General features: G+C 72.2%; 14 protein-coding genes and 1 tRNA gene. 3 read left to right on the top strand and 12 right to left on the bottom strand.

Annotated elements, in window-relative coordinates; all coding sequences use genetic code 11:
* Positions 1-19: 19 nt before the first annotated feature.
* The 7 genes from clsA to CP982_RS23125 all read right to left on the bottom strand — a co-directional run bounded on the left by clsA (position 20) and on the right by CP982_RS23125 (position 9,139).
* Complete coding sequence (clsA, locus tag CP982_RS23095) at positions 20-616, bottom strand: cardiolipin synthase ClsA (protein ID WP_150512272.1); 597 nt, start codon at positions 614-616, stop codon at positions 20-22.
* Between the two features lie 353 nt (positions 617-969).
* Positions 970-1,731 (bottom strand): glycosyltransferase family 2 protein, encoded by a 762-nt coding sequence (locus tag CP982_RS23100; RefSeq protein ID WP_150512273.1) that lies wholly within the window; start codon positions 1,729-1,731, stop codon positions 970-972.
* 517 nt (positions 1,732-2,248) lie between these two features.
* Positions 2,249-6,295: a WD40 repeat domain-containing protein gene (locus CP982_RS23105; protein ID WP_150512274.1), complete on the bottom strand. Its 4,047-nt coding sequence runs from the start codon at positions 6,293-6,295 to the stop codon at positions 2,249-2,251.
* A gap of 596 nt (positions 6,296-6,891) precedes the next feature.
* Complete coding sequence (locus CP982_RS23110; protein WP_150512275.1) at positions 6,892-7,896, bottom strand: acyl-CoA desaturase; 1,005 nt, start codon at positions 7,894-7,896, stop codon at positions 6,892-6,894.
* Positions 7,897-7,974: 78 nt separating this feature from the next.
* Entirely contained in the window at positions 7,975-8,286 is a 312-nt protein-coding gene (locus CP982_RS23115; RefSeq protein ID WP_221515008.1) for a hypothetical protein, read from the bottom strand.
* Positions 8,283-8,561 carry a hypothetical protein gene (locus CP982_RS23120; RefSeq protein WP_150512276.1) on the bottom strand — a complete coding sequence of 93 codons (279 nt, stop codon included), beginning with the start codon at positions 8,559-8,561 and terminating at the stop codon, positions 8,283-8,285. The genes CP982_RS23115 and CP982_RS23120 overlap by 4 nt, the downstream gene beginning before the upstream one ends.
* Positions 8,562-8,566: 5 nt before the next feature.
* The gene (locus CP982_RS23125; RefSeq protein WP_150512277.1) at positions 8,567-9,139 is read right to left on the bottom strand and encodes a DUF5994 family protein; all 573 of its coding nucleotides are present in this window, start codon (positions 9,137-9,139) and stop codon (positions 8,567-8,569) included.
* Positions 9,140-9,570: 431 nt separating this feature from the next.
* Between CP982_RS23125 and CP982_RS23130 the strand changes: the two genes are divergently transcribed.
* Positions 9,571-10,050, top strand: coding sequence for a DUF5994 family protein (locus CP982_RS23130; RefSeq protein WP_170316477.1), 480 nt, complete (start codon positions 9,571-9,573; stop codon positions 10,048-10,050).
* Between the two features lie 69 nt (positions 10,051-10,119).
* Here CP982_RS23130 and CP982_RS23135 read toward each other — a convergent pair.
* Together CP982_RS23135 and CP982_RS23140 are read right to left on the bottom strand one after the other, a co-directional pair.
* Positions 10,120-10,193: transfer RNA gene (locus CP982_RS23135), tRNA-Pro, on the bottom strand.
* A gap of 108 nt (positions 10,194-10,301) precedes the next feature.
* Positions 10,302-11,237 (bottom strand): metallophosphoesterase, encoded by a 936-nt coding sequence (locus CP982_RS23140; protein WP_150512278.1) that lies wholly within the window; start codon positions 11,235-11,237, stop codon positions 10,302-10,304.
* Positions 11,238-11,347: 110 nt separating this feature from the next.
* Here CP982_RS23140 and CP982_RS23145 point away from each other — a divergent pair, with 110 nt between their 5' ends.
* Positions 11,348-11,815: a GatB/YqeY domain-containing protein gene (locus CP982_RS23145; protein WP_150512279.1), complete on the top strand. Its 468-nt coding sequence runs from the start codon at positions 11,348-11,350 to the stop codon at positions 11,813-11,815.
* Positions 11,816-11,924: 109 nt separating this feature from the next.
* Here the strand turns inward: CP982_RS23145 and CP982_RS23150 are convergent, their stop codons facing one another.
* Entirely contained in the window at positions 11,925-14,159 is a 2,235-nt protein-coding gene (locus CP982_RS23150) for a transglycosylase domain-containing protein (RefSeq protein ID WP_150512280.1), read from the bottom strand.
* Between the two features lie 438 nt (positions 14,160-14,597).
* On the opposite strand from CP982_RS23150, the gene CP982_RS23160 reads away from it, so the two are divergent.
* Positions 14,598-14,942, top strand: a complete 345-nt coding sequence (locus CP982_RS23160; protein WP_170316297.1) for a WhiB family transcriptional regulator — start codon at positions 14,598-14,600, stop codon at positions 14,940-14,942.
* Between the two features lie 177 nt (positions 14,943-15,119).
* Here CP982_RS23160 and bagB read toward each other — a convergent pair whose 3' ends face one another.
* Both bagB and bagA read right to left on the bottom strand, forming a co-directional pair.
* Positions 15,120-16,517: an ATPase BagB gene (gene bagB, locus CP982_RS23165; RefSeq protein WP_150512281.1), complete on the bottom strand. Its 1,398-nt coding sequence runs from the start codon at positions 16,515-16,517 to the stop codon at positions 15,120-15,122.
* Entirely contained in the window at positions 16,514-17,494 is a 981-nt protein-coding gene (bagA, locus tag CP982_RS23170) for an ATPase BagA (RefSeq protein WP_150512282.1), read from the bottom strand. The genes bagB and bagA overlap by 4 nt, the downstream gene beginning before the upstream one ends.
* Between the last annotated feature and the right edge of the window lie 59 nt (positions 17,495-17,553).

Below are 17,553 nucleotides of genomic sequence, written 5' to 3' on the forward strand. Positions count from 1 at the left end.
GCCCGCCGGGCCGCGCGGGCTACCGCGCCGGTGCGGCGCCGCGCCTCAGCCCGCGCGTCTGGATCGTGTAGAGCCCGGCCGACCACCAGTACAGGGCCGCTCCCCACAGCGCGAGCGCCCAGCCGAAGACGTGCGCCCAGTCGGCGACCGCGCCGTCCCCGCTCGCCAGGAGGAGCAGCGGGAAGGCGTACATCAGGTTGAAGGTGGCCGCCTTTCCCATGAAGTTCACCTGGAGCGGGCCGTACCCGCTTCTGCGCAGGGCGGCGACGTTGAACGTCATGAAGACGTCGCGCGCGAGGAGCAGCACCAGGAACCACCAGGGAATGATGTCCCGCAGCAACAGGGCGAGCAGGGTGGACGCCGTGTAGAGGCGGTCCGCCGCGGGGTCGAGGATCTGGCCGAGGCGCGTGATCTGGTTCCAGCGGCGGGCCAGTTTGCCGTCGAGGTAATCGGTCGCGCCGCTGAGCGCGAGCAGGGCGACGGCCCAGCCGTCGCGATTCGGATTTCCGAAGTACGGCTGGAGGACGAGCCAGAGGAATACGGGAACTCCGGCCACGCGCAGGGCGCTCAGGGCGTTGGGGATCGTGAGTACCCTGTCGAATCCGTCACGCGCCACCGACGTGCCTCCGAAATCCTGCGCCCGGATCGTTTTGTCCTGATCCTGTTGATTGGCCGATCGAGGATCCTATCAGGGGCGACACCGTGCCCAGCCGCGCCCGGAAGACGGAAAAGCCTGCTCAGAGGCCATGTCGGCAGTCATGCGCGCGTTCCCTCCGACCGGCAAATCGGTGCATACTGCATCTTGTGTGGCGCAAGGCTGCGCGGCCCTTCGAGCGGCGTGCGGCGAAGTCCTTTTATGAAGGGGGGGCTTCATGAAGAGGAAGCGTTCTCCGCGAACCCCGGCTACGGAAACAGGAACCAGCATGGGAATGGGGCCGGACGGTCCCTGAGTGTCAGGGCCCGAAGGGCTCAGCCCGAGCCGAGCGCGTAACGCCACCGGAAGTGGGACAGGGCCCTGGCCCGGGACTCCACGACCGCCATGCGCGCGGCGCGCTCGGCCGTCTCGGTGTGCGCGGCCTGGCCGGTGACCTGGCCCTCCCACTTGCGGTAGAACAGCCCGACCTCGGCGGAGAACCAGCCGCGGGCCACCGAGTTGAGGGCCAGGAGCAGGCCGGTGTCCTCCGAGGCGGGCAGCGCCATCCAGCCGCCCAGGGCGACGAGCAGGTCGCGGCGGACGAACAGCGTCGCGGGGTGGACCGGGGCGCGGAAGCCGTCCGCCTTCCAGCGGTCGAGGAGGGCCGCGCGCTCGATCGGGCCGTGCTCGGGGTCGCCGGGAAAGCCCGCCGTCGACCCGTCGGGAAGCAGGTCCAGGACGCGCGACGTCGCCCAGCCGATCGTGTCGTCCGCCTCTAAGGCCGCCAGGTCACGGGCGAGTGCGCCGGGGCCGAGCCGGTCGTCGGCGTCGAGGACCTTCACGTACGCGCCGTCGGCGTGGGCGAGCGCCATGGTGCGGGCGACGCCGGGGCCGCCTGCGCGCCCCTGCCGGAAGGTCACCCGCTCGTCGTCGGGCACCTGGGGGGCCACCTGGTCGCTCTTGCCGTCCTCCTGGATCAGCCAGTGCCACTCCCAGCCGTCGGGCAGCTCCTGCTCGCGCAGCGAGGCGTACGCGTCGCTGAGGAAGCGCGCGGACGGGGCGTGGACAGCGGTGATGACGGTGACGCGCTGACGCATGACCCTCACCCTACGACCCCTCGACGGGCGGCGACGAGGGGGTGGGGGCGGGGTCGGGGCGTGTGGCGCGGCACATGGCGCGGCACGTGGCGCGGCGCCGCGCGGAAATCCACGGTCGGTGAATTCGAAGACGGCTCCCACGCCATGACGGCCGCACGGCGCGCCGGTTTGCAGGCCGTTGTTGAGGGTGCAACGGATCCCGGGGCCGCCGGGGCGCGAGTTCGCGGCGGCAGCGTTGCATGCAACGGGAAAGTATCTTTTGTCCGAGCCCCGGGTGCCAGCCGTGGCCAGTGAAATGCGCTGGGTAATTAGGGGTCTTGTAGGGGGTGCGCGGGGCGCCCCGCAGGGGCTCCGGATATGGAAGAACCCGATCGCTGGCGACGGGGGATGCACCAGCGATCGGGTTGTTCACCACCTTAACAAGGCGGCCTGGGTATGGGGAGTGAACTTCCCCATAAAGATGCCGAGTTGTGATCGGGATCACGTACGCGATCCGCAACTGAGAAGGAACGGGGCGTTACTTCGCGCACGGCGGCTCATACGAGAGCCGGGGCAGATACTCGCGCCAATTCTCCGGCGTCAGGACGCCCCGAGTGGTCGAGCAGATACGGCGAATTGCCGTGGTGGCGTCCAGATTCCACAGCCGGACCGTATCGGGGCCGCTCGAAACTCCGAGCATGTGCCCTTGCGGGCTGAACGACAGGAAACTGCCCGTCTTGGCGTTGGGGCTCATCGACTGCCCGATGGGAGCGGCCTCGGACGGGTGGGTGAGGTCCCAGAGCCGCACCGTGTTGTCGTTGCCGCCACTGGCCAGGGTGCGGCCGTCCCGGCTGAACGTCAGGGACACGAGCGCGTCGGTGTGCCCGGTGAGCGGGGCGCCGCGCGGGGCCGCGGCACGGGGATCCGAGACGTCCCAGAGCCGGACCGTGCCGTCGTCGCTGCCGCTGGCCAGGGTCCGGCCGTCCGGGCTGTGGACCAGCGTGTTGATGGGTCCCAGATGCCCGGTCAGCGGCTTGCCGAGCGGTGCGGCGCGCCGCGGATCGGCCACGTTCCAGAGCCGGATGGTGCCGTCGGAGCTGGCGCTGGCGAGGGTGCGCCCGTCCTTGCCGAAGACGAGGTCGTTCACATAGCCCTTGTGGCCGGTGAGCGGCGGGCCGAGCCGCCGCGGGCGGGACGGGTCGCCGACGTTCCACAGCTGGATGGTGCGGTCCTCGTACGCGGTCGCGAGGGTGCGCCCGTCCCGGCTGAAGGCGAGGGCCGCCGCGAACCGCGTCCGCAGCTCGACCGGATCCCCGTACGGAACCGGGCGTGCGGGCTCGGAGACGTCCCACAGCTGCACCGCGCGGGTGCCCGTGAGCACCGCGAGCGTGCGGCCGTCGGGCGAGAACGCGGGCGCGCGCACGGCGCCGTCGCCGGGCTCGAAGGGCTTGCCGACGGCCACGGGCCGGGTGGGCCGCCGCACGTTCCACAGCCGGAGCTTCTCGTCGCGGGCGGCCGTGACGAGAAGCTTCCCGTCGGGGCGGAACGCCCCGATGCGGCCGATCATGTCCGAGGTCGGGATCGACCACAGGCGGACCTTGTTGTCGCCGCTCCCCGTGGCCAGGGTGCGCCCGTCCGGGCTGAAGCCGAGCGCGTACATCTCCCCGCTGCTGCCCGCGAGCGGCTCGCCCACCTGCGAAGGGTGCGCCGGGTCACGGACGTTCCACAGGCTCGCCGTGCTGTCCGCGCTGGCGGCCGCGAGCATCGACCCTTCGTGGTTGAAGGCCACGGACCACACGGGCCCCGTGTGGCCGGCGAGCGGCGGGCCGAGCGGGCGCGCGCGGCGCGGCTCCGCGACGTCCCAGAGCCGGATCGTGTTGTCCGAGCTGCCGCTGGCCAGCGTCTTGCCGCCCGGGGCGAACGCCACGGAGTGCACCGTGTCCTTGTGGCCGGTCAGCACCGTGCCGATCCGCTTCGGGCGGCGCGGGTCCGCCGTCTCCCACAGCCGGACGACGCCGTTGTCGGCGCCCGCCGCGAGGGTCTTCCCGTCGGGCCCGAACGCCACGGAACGCACCGGCGCGGTATGCCCGGTCAGGGTGGCGAGCGCCTTCGGACGCCGCGGGTCCCGCACGTTCCACAGCCGTACGGTGCGGTCCTCGCTCGCGGAGGCAAGCGTGTGCCCGTCCGGGCTGAAGGCCACCAGGTAGACGGTGCCCGCGTGGCCGGTCAGGGGCGCGCCGAGGGGGCGCGGACGCCGCGGGTCCGAGACGTCCCAGAGCCGGATCGTGCCGTCGTCCGCGGCGCTGGCGAGCGTCTTGCCGTCCGGGCTGAAGACCGCGCTGCTCACCCAACTCGTGTGCCCGGTCAGGGGCTTGCCGAGCGGCTTCGGCCGCGACCGGTCCGACACGTCCCACAGGCGGACCGTCCGGTCGTAGCTCGCGGTGGCGAGCAGCCGCCCGTTCGGATGGAACGAGGTGAGGTAGACGGCGCCGGTGTGGCCCGTGAGCGGGGTGGCGAGGGGCGCGTTGACGATCGAGATGAGGCGGTTCATCGTGCCCTGGTCGCCGGGGCGCAAGCGGTGCGCCACCAGGGCGAGTTGGGCCGAGAGCGAGGGATCCGTGCGCTGCGCGCGGTCGGCCGCCGCGGTCACCTGCGCGAAGATCGCGTCGTTCCGCTCGGACACCGCGTCGTCCCGCTGCTGCCAGGCGACCACCGCCGAGACGGCGGCGAGCATCGCGAGGACGAGCAGCGTCGACACCGCGCCGCGCCGGAGCCGGACCGTGCGCTTGCGGAGCCTGGTCGACGCGGCGAGGAAGTCCACGGCGCTGCGCGTCAGGAAGGTGTCCTCGGCGGACTCCGCCCAGGTGCGGGCCTGCTCCAGGCGGGAGCCGCGGTAGAGCAGCGACGCGTCGCGCTCGCAGTCCTCCCAGGTCCTGCTGTCCTCTTCGAGCCGCTGCCGCAGCAGATGGTCACCCCGGTCCTCGTCGATCCAGTCGCGCAGGCGCGGCCAGGCGTGCAGCAGCGCCTCGTGCGTGATCTCCACGGTCTCCGCGTCGAGCGTCACCAGGCGGGCGCGGGCCAGCGCCTCCAGGGACTCCTCCGTCTTGTCGGGGTTCGTCGACTCCTCCGCGAGCTGGCGCCGCGTGCCCCGCCTGCGGGTGGCCTGGGTGTCCTCGCCGAGCCTGACCAGGCGCAGCAGGAGCAGCCGCGCGGCCGTGCGCGCCGCCGAGTCGAGGTCGGACCAGGCGCGTTCGGCGGTCGCCGCCACCGCTCCCTGTATCCCGCCGGCCGCGCGGTACCCGGCGAGCGTGAGGCGGCCCGCCTTCCGCCGCTGCCAGGTGGCGAGCAGGGCGTGGGAGAGCAGCGGCAGGACGCCCGTGTCGTGGGCGCCGCGCGGGCCGTCCGTGCTCACTTCCCGGACGATGAGCTCCGCGAGCCCCGGTTCGAGTTCCAGGCCCACGGCCTTGGCCGGGCCGGTCACCGCGTGGCGCAGCTCGGCGGTGGTCAGCGGCCCGAGCACCATGTGCCGGTGCTGGAGCGCGTCGGCCAGCTCCGGGTGGGCGAGGCACTCCTCGTAGAAGTCGGCGCGGACGCCGAGGACGACGAGCGCGGGGGCGGGGTCGGAGCCCGCCGCCGAGCACGCGGCGTGCAGGAGCTGGACGAAGGTGCGCCGGGCCGTCTCGTCGGCGCAGAGCGTGAACGCCTCCTCGAACTGGTCGACGATGACGACCGGCCGGGCGTCGGACGCGGTCCCGCGCCGCGCCCACGTCGTCACGCACTCCCTGACCTCGTCCGCGAACTCGGGGGTGCCGGGGGCGCCGGGGCTCTCCTCGCCCGACTCCGCCGCCTGCTCCTCCGCGGCGGCGACGGCGGGCGCGAGCTCGGGTATGAGCCCGGTCAGCTCCGCGAGCGGGTCCGCGCCCGGCACCAGGTGCAGCACCTGGGCGGCCCGGCCGCTGCCGTCGCCGAGGGCGCCGTCGCGCAGGGTGGGCACGAGCCCGGCGTTCAGGAGCGAGGACTTCCCCGCGCCGGAGGCGCCCACGAGCATCACCAGGCCGCCGGTCTTCTCCGCCGCGCGGAGCTGGGCGAGCAGCGCGTCCGTGCTCCGCTCCCGGCCGAAGAACCACTGCGCGTCCTGCTGACGGTACGAAGCGAGTCCGCGGTACGGGCACACGCTGGGCACCGGGGTGTCGGCCGGGCCGCCTTCCTCCTCGCCCGCGGCCGCCGCGGCGGCGTCGCCGACGACCGGGTCGGCCACCGCGCGCTCCCACAGGCGCTGCCACTGGGCGAGGTCGTACAGGCCGGGCGACACCGGCGTCGTGCGGACGCGCCGCGCCTCGGGGACCAGGACGTGCAGGACGGCGGCGAGGGCGGTGAACTGGGCCGGGACGTTCTTGGCCCGCCGCCAGTCGCTGATCCGCTGCGCGGACACCCGCACGGGGCGGCCGCGCTCATCGACCCGTTGCAGTCGGGCAACCGCCTCGGCAACGCGTTTCAAGGGAGGGTTTCCGGCCTCCTGGTACAGCAGCGCGAGACGTTCCGCGAAGGCTGTGCGTGCCCCTGAGTCGGAGCTCAAGGCCTCCACCCCTTTACTTCCGCGGCACCTGGACTTCCGGACCGGAAAACTCACTCTATACGGCTGACCTGCGGCTCAGCGGACCGGACGGAACCGGATCCTCCTCAGCGGCCGCCACAGTTGGCAGGATCGCGGCAGGGGCGAAGCAATCACGCGGCGTCAGGGCAGGCCACCGGCCCTGCGCCTGGAGAGGCGACTGATGGCGCTGCCACTTCCTGGCTGGATTTTGCTGGAGTTACGGAGCGGTGGCGAGGCTCTCGCCATGCCCTGTCGGACGACGCGCGCGGCCGGTCACATCCGGACCGCCTCCGCGTCGGCCGCGGGCCCCGGCTCTCTCCGATCCGCGCCGTCCCGGCGCGGGGCGACATCGCCCGTGTCGTTTGGTACCGGTCCCCACGAGGGGAGGGACCGGTGCCGAAACGACCTCCCGCCCACAGGGCACTCCCACGCGCACCAGCCACCCCGCACGACCGCCCGCGACTCCGGCTGGGGCCCGTGCCGGCCCCGCCCGAAACGCTGACGCCCACGCACCCGGCGGTGCTGTTCCGGGTGACGGTGGGATGCCCTGGTCGACGAGGCTGCCCCGATGGCGGCCAGGACGCGGTTCAGGTACGCCGGGCCTCGACGCGGTCCGGCGTCGGCCAACGTACGTCGTGCACCCAGCCGAGGCGTTCGAGCAGGCGGATGGCGGCGGCGGAGGGGTCGATCTGTCCGCGGTCCACGCCGTGGCGGGCGCTGGTGGGGTCGGCGTGGTGGAGGTTGTGCCAGCTCTCGCCGAAGGAGAGCAGGGCCAGGGGCCACAGGTTGGTGGCGCGGTCGTGGCGCCGGGTGCGGAACGGGCGCCGTCCGATGACGTGGCACAGCGAGTTGACGCTCCAGGTCACGTGGTGGAGCAGCGCGATGCGGACGAGGCCCGCCCACAGCAGGGCGGTGAGGGCGTGGGCCCAGGTGCCGCCGATCGCCCAGCCCAGGGCGAAGGGGAGGGCCAGGGTGAGGACGCACAGGGCGGGGAAGGCCCGGGAGACGGCGCGGATGTCGCGGTCGGCGAGCAGGTCGGGGGCGTAGCGCTCGGCGGAGGTGGGGTCGTTGCGGAACAGCCAGCCGACGTGGGAGTGGGCGAGGCCGCGCAGCTGGCCGCGCAGGTGCGTGCCGTAGCGGTAGGGGGAGTGCGGGTCGCCGGGGCGGTCGGTGAAGGCGTGGTGGCGGCGGTGCGTGGCGACCCAGCCGATGACATCGCCCTGGAAGCTCATCGACCCGGCCACCGCGAGGGCGATCCGCACGGGCCGGGTGGCCCGGTACCCGCCGTGGGTGAGGCCGCGGTGGAAGCCGACGGTGACCCCGAGCCCCGTGACGACGTACAGGGTCAGGGCGAGCAGCACGTCGGTGGAGTGGATGAGGCGCCCCCACAGCAGCCAGGCGGCCAGGCCGAGAGCGAGGAACGGCAGGACGACGATCAGCGCCGTCACCGTCACGTACAGCCGCTCACCGCGTTTGCGCACGGGCGCCGGGCGGCCGTCGGTGGGGAAGGGGGCCGTCCCGTCGTACGTCTGCGACGTGGTGACGTCGTGCGACGGAGCGGGGGCTCGGGAAAGGGTGGAACTGGTGGACATGCAAGGCTCCTTGACCTCGGTCTGGCAGAGGGGGCCGGGGTCCGGGGCCAGGGAATCGGTGGTGGGCGGCCCGGGGAGTCAAGCCGTTTCGCCGACGTGGGTGCGCCGTGCCTGTGAGCTGCTTTCGGCGAGCCAGGACTTGGCCGCCGGGTCGGGCACGTGGGTGGGCAGGGTGTCCACTGTCAGGTGGAGGCGGGTGCCGCCTCCCGCGCTGCCCGTGGGGTAGCTGCGGGGCTCGTCGCAGACGAAGTACCGGCTGAGGAGCAGGGCGACCTGCCGCGCCGCGTCGGGGTCGGTGGCGACGATGCGGACCTCGACGTGCCCGTCGGCCGACTGTTCTTGGCGGCTCGGCCCGATCGGGCCGAGCCGCGTCGCCGTATGCCCGGTCATGTCCTTCGGCCCTTCGCGGCTCTGTTGGTCCTGCGCCGTGGGCGGAGGCGCCCGCGCCCGCCGTCCCGGTGGTCGCGGCGGGCGCGGACGGCGGGTGGTGCGGTGCTGTCGGGTTGCGGCTGTGCGGGGCTGTGGGAACCGCTGCGACCGGGAAGGCGACGGGCGTACTGGCGGAGCGCGATCCTGTCGGCGTGCTGGTCATTGAGGAGGTGGATCAGGAATGCTCCCAGAGCGATCATCGCGAGTACGGCGGCGACGGTGATGCCGGTGTCCATGGCCGTCACCTCCCGTCGACCGCGGCGACGGGTGCGGCCATGGCGCCGCCCTCCGCCTCCCAGGCCTCTGCCTGCGTGCGGCCCGGCGGGTCCGCCTCGGCCGGGGTCGCGGGGTGACGGTCCAGCTCGTCGGCGATGAGAGCGCTGCCGGTCCGTGCGATCCGAGGATCGCAGGCCGCGGCCATGAGGCGCCCGGCGGCTTCAGCCCCGGTCTCTGGGGGAATGATCAGCAGGTCCCAGCGCCCTACGCGGTAGGAGCGCAGCATGAGCTGGTGCGGGTCCTGCTCGGCACGGAACCAACCCACCTTGACCACACGTCCGTTGACGGGGACCTTGCGCGGTACGTCAGGCCAGTACGTCGGGTTGACCGTGACGCGCGTGATGCGGCCCCACAGGGGGCCCAACAGGTCGGTCAGGGCGGGAAGTTCACGAGCGAGGTCTCGGGAGCGCGGCCACCAGGCGCCGTCGAGCAGGCCGGAGGCAGGGCCCGGAGGCTTGACGGACAGCCGCGGCGGCGGATGGTCGGAGGGCTCGGCGGTCGGTGCGGTCGGCGGGGGCCGTGCGGTGAGCACCGTCATGGTGTCGACCTGTCCCCGGGCTGTCGTGCCGGCCCGGTGCGATGGAACCGAGCGAGCCGGCCCGGTGCGATGGAACCGAGCGAGAAACCGGCACGGAAGTCGGTCAAGAAATTCTCTCGGCGCTGTCGAGCCTACTCCTGCGGCGGCCCCGACCACGACTGCCCGACCAGCGGGCCGCCCCTGGCCGGACGGACAGCGGTCGGGAGTAGGCTCGAAGTGCCGAGGGCTCTGCGCGCACGAGCCCAGACACCCGTGTCGCGCTCGGCGAGCCACCGGACCGGGCCCGCACGAAGCGAGGTCACGCCCATGGACACGAACCACACCCCGCCTGAAGGAAACACCCGCCAACAGCCATGTGCTGAAGGCGGGTTGGCCGACGGCCGCGCCGGATCAGCAGCGACTGCTGCCGCGCACCGGGTTGGCGGTGCGCCATGACCGATGACCTCGAGCGCCCCGCGAAGCTGCTGGCGGACACGCAGACCCATCTCGTGGCACCCGGTGCGGCCGTACTGAGGATGCAGACGACGCCCCGCCGTGACGGGACCTTCGACGGCGCCTGGTGGCCGCGCTCCCGGAACCTCGAAACCCAGCTGCCCGAATTGCTGCGCGCGCTGACCGAGCGCCTGGGCCCCCTCGCCCGTATCGGCCTGGACGCGAGCGCCTGGGACGTGCACACGCGCCACGTGATCGTCGACGGTCACATGGTCCGCATCGACTGGTCCGCCGTCGACGACAGCACGATGCTCATCACTCGGGGGCGGCAGGACATCTTCTCCTTCCTGATGCTCCCGCCGGGGACCGACGCCTCCGCCGCGCGTACGGCCATGGCCATGGCCGTGCAGGACGGCAACAGCGCATCGGCCGCGGAGATCCTGGCGGCCACCGGAATCACTTCCGCTGGAGGGACGTGAGGGGGCCAGAAACGAGTCAGGGGCCCGACCCGCTAAGCGGATCAGGCCCCTGACCTGGTGTTTCAGCTGTCGGGGTGGCGGGATTTGAACCCACGACCTCTTCGTCCCGAACGAAGCGCGCTGCCAAGCTGCGCCACACCCCGATGTCGATGCTCCGCTCACTGTCAGCTCTGCTGCGCAGGTCGCGGCGACATCGATTACTTTAGCGGACCGGCGCCCGGAGACGAAATCCGGTTTTCCGGAGGGCCGGGTCAGGGGCGGGCGGGGCGCTCCGTGAGGGTCAGGAGCGTCGCCTCGGGCGGGCAGGCGAAGCGGAACGGGGTGTAGCGGTTGGCGCCGCAGCCGGCGGAGACGTGGAGGTAGGAGGTGTGGCCTCCGGCCTCGTGCGTGGAGAGGCCCTTCACGCGGTCCGTGTCCAGGTCGCAGTTGGTGACGAGGGCCCCGTAGAAGGGGATGCAGACCTGGCCGCCGTGGGTGTGGCCCGCGAGGACCAGCGGGTAGCCGTCCGCGGTGAAGGCGTCCAGGGAGCGGAGGTACGGGGCGTGGACGACGCCCATGGAGAAGTCGGCGTTCGTGTCGGGGCCGCCCGCGACCTGCGCGTACCGGTCCCGCTTGATGTGCGGGTCGTCCACGCCGGTGAGCGCGATCTCGTAGCCGTCGATCTTGAGGGTGCCCCGGGTGTTCGTGAGGTTGACCCAGCCCGCCGCGTCGAAGCCGTCGCGCAGGTCCTCCCACTGGATGTGGACGACGCCCACGGCGGGCGGGTTGCCGTTCAGACCGTGGCGGCCCTGCACCTTCTCCAGCAGATAGCGGGCGGGGTTGCGGGGCCTGGGCCCGTAGTAGTCGTTGGAGCCGAAGACGTACGCCCCGGGGAAGTCCATCAGCGGGCCGAGCGCGTCCAGGACCTCGGGGATGCCCTCGGGGTCCGAGAGGTTGTCGCCCGTGTTGATCACGAAGTCGGGGCGCAGGCCCGCGAGCGAGCGCAGCCAGCGCTGCTTCTTGCGCTGACCGGAGACCATGTGGATGTCCGAGACCTGGAGTACGCGCAGGGGCCGCATCCCCGGCGGCAGTACGGGGACCGTCACCCGCCGGACCCGGAAGGAGCGGGCTTCGATGCCCACGGAGTAGGCGATACCGGCCGCGGCCGTCGCCGAGATTCCCAGAGGTACTGCGTATCGCGCGCGCATGCCTCCATCGTGTCAGACCCCGTACGCCCGCCGGACGCCCCGTCGCCCCCGGGCGGCCGCCCCGGGAAATGAAGGGGCCGGGCGTGCGGTGCACCTGCCACAATTGCCCCATGACCACGCTCAAGTCGAAGCTTCAGGACGACCTCAACGCCGCGATCAAGGGGCGCGACGAGCTGCGCTCCTCGACGCTGCGGATGACGCTCGCCGCCGTCACGAAGGAGGAGGTCGCGGGCAAGGAGAAGCGCGTGCTCTCCGACGACGAGGTGCAGAAGGTGATCACCCGCGAGGCGAAGAAGCGCCGCGAGGCGGCCGACGCCTTCGCCCAGGGAAACCGCCCCGAGCAGGCCGAGCGCGAGCGGGCCGAGGGCGAGGTGCTCGCGGAGTACCTGCCCAAGCAGCTCTCCGACGACGACCTGGAGCGGATCGTCGCCGAGGCCGTCGCCGAGGCGAAGGCCGCGGGCGCCGAGGGCCCCAGGGCCATGGGCCAGGTCATGAAGATCGTGAACCCGAAGGTGGCGGGCCAGGCCGAGGGCGGCCGCGTCGCCGCCACGGTCAAGCGCCTGCTCGCGGGCGGCTGACCAGCGCCTTTCCCGGACGGCCGGGTAGCCGGACAGTACGGGGGCGGCCCCTGAGCAGAAGCTCAGGGGCCGCCCCCGTCAATGTGCCGTCTGGCGCGGGCCGTTGGCCTCAGTCGTCCCAGCCGCCCCAGTCGTCATCGCCCCGGCCGCCGTTCCCGTTGCCGCCGTTGCCGTTGCCGCCACCGTTGCCGCGGTCGCGGCCGTCGCCCGGCTTGCCGTCGTCCCCGTCGTCGTCGCCGTTCCCGCCGCCGTCGTGGCCGTCGTGGTCGTCGCGGTCCCGGTCGCCCGGCAGGCGGACCGTGTCGAAGCGCGGGTCGGGCTTGCCCGAGAGGGCGCCGCTCATGGCGTCGCGCCAGATCGGACCGGGGACCTCACCGCCGAAGACCTTGCCGTAGCCCCGGCCGCCGATGGAGATGTCGATCATCTTGCGCTCGTGGGCCGGGTCGCCGACCCAGACCGCGCCGGACATGTTCGGGGTGTAGCCCGCGAACCAGGCCGCGTACCGGTAGTCCGTCGTACCCGTCTTGCCCGCGCTGTCGCGGGAGCCGAGGCCCGCCTGCTTGCCGGTGCCGTCCTCGACCACGCCCTTCAGGAGGGTGTTGATCGTGTCGGCGGTCCGCTCCGACATGGCCCGGGAGCACCGCGACTTCGGCACCGGCAGGGACTTCCCCGCGATGGTGCTGATCGACTCGATGGCGATCGGCGTGCAGTACCTGCCGCGCGCCGCGAACGTCGCGTACGCGCTCGCCATCGTCAGCGGCGACACCTCCTGGGTGCCGAGCGCGATCGACGGGGCCTGGTCCATCGGCTTGCCGTTGGCCCGCTCGACGCCCATCTTCCCGGCCATCTCGGTGACCGGGCAGATGCCGAGTTCGCCGATCATCTGCACGAAGTAGGTGTTGACCGACTTCGCGGTGGCCTCCCGGAGGCGGTAGGGGCCGACCTCGGACTCGTTCTCGTTGGTGAGCTTCGCGGGCAGGTTGGGGTCGTTCCGCCACGTCTTGCCGTCACAGGCGGCGACGCTCGACGGGTACGGCATCTCGTACGGGGCCGAGTAGCGCTTGCCCGGTGACATGCCGCGCTCCAGGGCGGCGGCGGCCACGATCGGCTTGAACGTCGAACCGGGCTGGTAGCCCGCGCCGCCGCCCATCGACTCGTCCACGGACAGATTGATCTCGGTCTCGTTCTTGCCGTAGCCGAAGGGGCGGGACTGGCCCATGCCGAGGATCTTGCCGGTGCCCGGCTCGACGATGGTCGCGGCGGTCGCCACGTCGTCGGTCTGGTAGACGTGATCCTTTATCGAGGCCTGCACCGAGCGCTGGGTCTGGGGGTCGAGGGTCGTCCTGATCCGCAGGCCGCCGCGGTCCCAGAGCTTGGCGCGGGCTTCCTTGGTCCTGCCGAAGGCCGGGTCGTTCTTGAAGACCTTCTCGACGTACTTGCAGAAGAACCCGGCGCCCTTCACGGCGGTGATGCAGCCGTTCTTGGGGCGGCTCACGTCCAGGCCGAGCGGGGTCTTCTTGGCGCGGTCGGCCTGGGCCTGCGAGATGTCGTGGGTGTCGGCCATGCGCTGGAGCACGACGTTGCGCCGCTGCTTGGCCTCCGTCGCGTCGTTGACCGGGTCGTAGCGGCTCGGGGACTGCACGATGCCCGCGAGCAGCGCGGCCTCCTGCACCTTGAGGTCCTTGGCCGGCTTGGAGAAGTACCGCTGGGACGCGGCCTCGACGCCGTACGCCGCCTGACCGAAGTACGTGATGTTCAGATAGTTCTTGAGGATGCGCTTCTTGCCCAGCTCCTCCTCGACCTGAATCGCGTACTTCAGCTCGCGGATCTTGCGGCCGAGCGTCTGCTGGGTGGCCTCGGCGACCTTCGCGGGGTCGTCATGGGCCTCCTCCACGAAGACGTTCTTCACGTACTGCTGCGTGAGGGTCGAGGCGCCCTGGGCCACGCCGCCGCTCTGCGCGTTCTGGTTCACGGCGCGCAGGATGCCCTTGAGGTCCACCGCGCCGTGCTCGTAGAACCGCGCGTCCTCGATGGCGACGATCGCCTTCTGCATGTACGGGGAGATCCGCTTCAGCGGGACCACGGTGCGGTCGCGCGAGTAGACCGTGGCGATCGGGCCGCCCGCGGAGTCCAGGATCGTGGTGCGCTGGCTCAGCGGCGGCTGCTTCAGATTCGCGGGGAGCTCGTCGAAGCCCTCGACCGACCCCTTGGCCGCGAGCCCGATCACCCCCACGGCGGGCAGCGCGATCCCGGCGAGCACCGCGCCCGCGAGCACGCTGACGCCCAGGAACTTGGCGCCCTGCTGCGCAGGGGACAGACCACCGCCCGATCGCTTGTTTCCCATGGGGGCAGCCTACGTTCTGATTCGCCGGACAGGCGTATATGCCTTGGCCTAAGCTGCTCTCAACTGTCACAGCAGTGCGGTCCCGCACCAAGTTCTACGTCGGCCTTTCCCCGTTCGTTCAGCATTCCTCGAATGTGGCTCGGTTACAGCGCGTATTCGGCCGTTCCGGCGGAAGTCTGTCCGGATCCGCCTCACGCGTCGCCCCGTGTCCGCTGTGGCTCAACTGAACTGCCCGTGTTTGCCGGGTTGGTCACGCATGTCGTCCGCTCACTCCGTCGGGTGATCTGCCGCTTACGCATAGTCCGTTCGGGCCATTCAAGATTGGGCCCGAAGGGGGTGTTGCGCTGTGCCCACCTTCCGTAACGTCCTCAACTGGCGGCGGTGAATATGCCGCTGCCGCCGTGGGGGAGCCTCGATTCGGGAGAGGACGGCGCCGGTATGGGCTGGGTAACCGACTGGAGTGCGCAGGCCGCCTGCCGCACTACCGATCCGGATGAACTGTTCGTACAAGGAGCAGCGCAGAACAGGGCCAAGGCGGTGTGCACCGGCTGCCCGGTGCGGACCGAGTGCCTGGCCGACGCGCTGGACAACCGCGTCGAGTTCGGCGTGTGGGGCGGGATGACGGAGCGGGAGCGCCGCGCGTTGCTGCGCAGGCGCCCCACGGTCACCTCGTGGCGCAGGCTCCTTGAGACAGCGCGCTCCGAGTACGAGCGCGGCACGGGCCTGCTGCCCGTGGACTTGGACGACGAGGAGACGTACGAGAGCTACGCGGCCGTGGGCTGACCCCACGTCACGCACATCCTGCTACCGGCTCCCACGGGTGCCGCCTCTCTCTCGGGCGGCCCCGGAGCCGTGCCGGGCCGCCGGTGCCTTCGGGGTGCCGCGGAAGCGGAAGAGCGCCGCGACGGTGCAGTACGAGGCCCCGCGAGGCGCACGGCCAAGGGGCGCACGGCTCCCGGTTCACGCCGACCCGGTCGGTCCTTCCGTGCCGCGTGCCGCCGCGAGCTGCTCGCCGATGGTGCGCAGGCCCGCGAGGTCGTGCACATCACCCGGCAGCGCGGCCACCTCGGCCACCGCCACCTCCGGGTGGAGCGCGGTGAAGCGGTCACGCGTGTGCCGCTCCCTGGCGATCAGGCGCATCCGCTCCGCGTGCAGCCGCAGCAGGCCCGCCGTCAGCCGCTCGACGGAGGGGTCGGCGGACGTGTCGGCACCGGGCGTGTCGGCGTCGGACGTGGCTGCTGACGGGGCCGATCCGGACGCGGACGCGGGCTCGGGCCCTTCGGACGACGGGGTGCCGGTGGATGCTGAACTGCCGGGGGCCTCAGGAGATGTGGGAGCCGCTGACGTGGGGGCCTCGGAGGAGGGAGCCTCGGAGGAGCTACGCCCTCCAACCTTCCCGTCCTCCTGATCCACAATGCCGCGCTCCTCAAGATTTTCCGCCGCCGCGAGCGCCCGCTCCGCCGAGAGGCCGGCCGCCCCGCTGGCGTGCACCCGGTTCAGCACGAGCCCGGCCAGCGGCATGTCGTCCGCCGCCAGCCGCTCCACGAAGTACGCCGCCTCCCGCAGCGCGTCCCGCTCCGGCGACGCCACCACGAGGAACGCCGTGCCCGGCGCCTGCAGCAGCCGGTACGTCGCGTCCGCGCGCTTGCGGAAGCCGCCGAACATCGTGTCCATCGCCGCCACGAAGGTCTGCACGTCCCGCAGCAGCTGACCGCCGAGGAGCTTGCCGAGGGCGCCCGTCATCATCGACATCCCGACGTTCAGGAACTTCATCCCGGCCCGGCCGCCCACCTTCGCCGGGGCCATCAGGAGCCGGATCAGCTTGCCGTCGAGGAAGGACCCGAGCCGCTTCGGCGCGTCCAGGAAGTCCAGGGCCGAGCGCGAGGGCGGGGTGTCCACGACGATCAGGTCCCAGTCGTCCCGGGCCCGCAGCTGCCCCAGCTTCTCCATCGCCATGTACTCCTGCGTGCCCGCGAAGCCCGCCGAGAGCGACTGGTAGAAGGGGTTGGACAGGATCGCCTTCGCGCGCTCCTTGTCCGCGTGCGCCTCGACGATCTCGTCGAAGGTGCGCTTCATGTCGAGCATCATGGCGCACAGCTCGCCCTCGCCCTTGACGCCCTCCACGCGCCGCGGCACGTTGTCCAGCGAGTCGATCCCCATGGACTGCGCGAGCCTGCGCGCGGGGTCGATCGTCAACACCACGACGGATCGGCCCCGTTCGGCGGCGCGCAGGCCGAGCGCGGCAGCCGTCGTGGTCTTGCCGACGCCCCCCGAGCCGCAGCACACCACGATGCGCGTCCCGCGGTCGTCGAGCAGCGCGTCCACGTCGAGCGGGTCACGTGCCGGATCGAGGCTCATGCGTTCCTCACCCCCTGGTGACGCAGCTCCTTGGCGAGCTCGTACAGGCCCCCCAGGTCCATCCCGCCGGCCAGCAGCGGGAGTTCGTGCGTGGGCAGGCCGAGATCGGCGAGCACGGCCCGCTGGGCGCCCTCCAGGGCGTGCCGCGCGGCGTACTCGGCGGCCTGGTCCAGGAGCGGGTCCACGAGCCGCGCCGCGGCCCCGCGGGCCCCGCCGAGGCCGGTGGCCGCCAGGGACTTCGCGATGGCGGCGCGGGGCGTGCGCTCCAGGCCGAGGTCGAGGGCCTGCTCGTCGAGCAGCTCCGGACGCACCATGTTCACGATCACGCGGCCCACCGGCAGGCCCGCGGCGCGCAGCTCGGCGATGCCGTCGGCGGTCTCCTGGACGGGCATCTCCTCCAGGAGCGTCACCAAGTGGACCTCCGTCTCGGGGGACTTGAGGACCCGCATCACGGCCTGGGCCTGGTTGTGTATCGGGCCGATCTTCGCGAGCCCGGCGACCTCGTCGTTCACGTTCAGGAAGCGCGTGATGCGGCCCGTGGGCGGCGCGTCCATGATCACGCAGTCGTACGCGTACCGCCCGCTCTTGTCCTTGCGGCGGACGGCTTCGCAGGCCTTGCCGGTGAGGAGCACGTCCCGCAGGCCCGGCGCGATCGTGGTCGCGAAGTCCACGGCGCCGAGCTTCTTCAGGGCGCGGCCCGCGCCGCCGAGTTTGTAGAACATCTGGAGGTAGTCGAGCAGCGCCAGTTCCGCGTCGATGGCGAGGGCGTACACCTCCCCGCCGCCGGGAGCCACCGCGATCTTCCGCTCCTCGTACGGAAGCGCTTCCGTCTCGAAGAGCTGCGCGATGCCCTGTCTGCCCTCGACCTCCACGAGGAGGGTGCGTCTGCCCTCGGTCGCGAGGGCGAGCGCGAGGGCCGCGGCGACCGTGGTCTTGCCGGTACCGCCCTTGCCGCTGACGACCTGGAGCCTGCTCACGTCTTCGAGCCTAACCAGTCCCCTCGCGGGCTACGCATGAGGCTGTCCATAGCAGGCCG

Source organism: Streptomyces spectabilis (assembly GCF_008704795.1).
GTDB lineage: Bacteria > Actinomycetota > Actinomycetes > Streptomycetales > Streptomycetaceae > Streptomyces > Streptomyces spectabilis.

Coding starts and splice junctions, on each gene's coding strand:
- CP982_RS23130 (WP_170316477.1), top strand. CDS start 9,571: ATGACCGATGACCTCGAGCGCCCCGCGAAGCTGCTGGCGGACACGCAG.
- CP982_RS23140 (WP_150512278.1), bottom strand. CDS start 11,237: ATGCGCGCGCGATACGCAGTACCTCTGGGAATCTCGGCGACGGCCGCG.
- CP982_RS23125 (WP_150512277.1), bottom strand. CDS start 9,139: ATGACGGTGCTCACCGCACGGCCCCCGCCGACCGCACCGACCGCCGAG.
- CP982_RS23110 (WP_150512275.1), bottom strand. CDS start 7,896: ATGTCCACCAGTTCCACCCTTTCCCGAGCCCCCGCTCCGTCGCACGAC.
- CP982_RS23145 (WP_150512279.1), top strand. CDS start 11,348: ATGACCACGCTCAAGTCGAAGCTTCAGGACGACCTCAACGCCGCGATC.
- bagB (WP_150512281.1), bottom strand. CDS start 16,517: ATGAGCCTCGATCCGGCACGTGACCCGCTCGACGTGGACGCGCTGCTC.
- CP982_RS23150 (WP_150512280.1), bottom strand. CDS start 14,159: ATGGGAAACAAGCGATCGGGCGGTGGTCTGTCCCCTGCGCAGCAGGGC.
- CP982_RS23100 (WP_150512273.1), bottom strand. CDS start 1,731: ATGCGTCAGCGCGTCACCGTCATCACCGCTGTCCACGCCCCGTCCGCG.
- CP982_RS23115 (WP_221515008.1), bottom strand. CDS start 8,286: ATGACCGGGCATACGGCGACGCGGCTCGGCCCGATCGGGCCGAGCCGC.
- CP982_RS23160 (WP_170316297.1), top strand. CDS start 14,598: ATGGGCTGGGTAACCGACTGGAGTGCGCAGGCCGCCTGCCGCACTACC.
- CP982_RS23120 (WP_150512276.1), bottom strand. CDS start 8,561: ATGGACACCGGCATCACCGTCGCCGCCGTACTCGCGATGATCGCTCTG.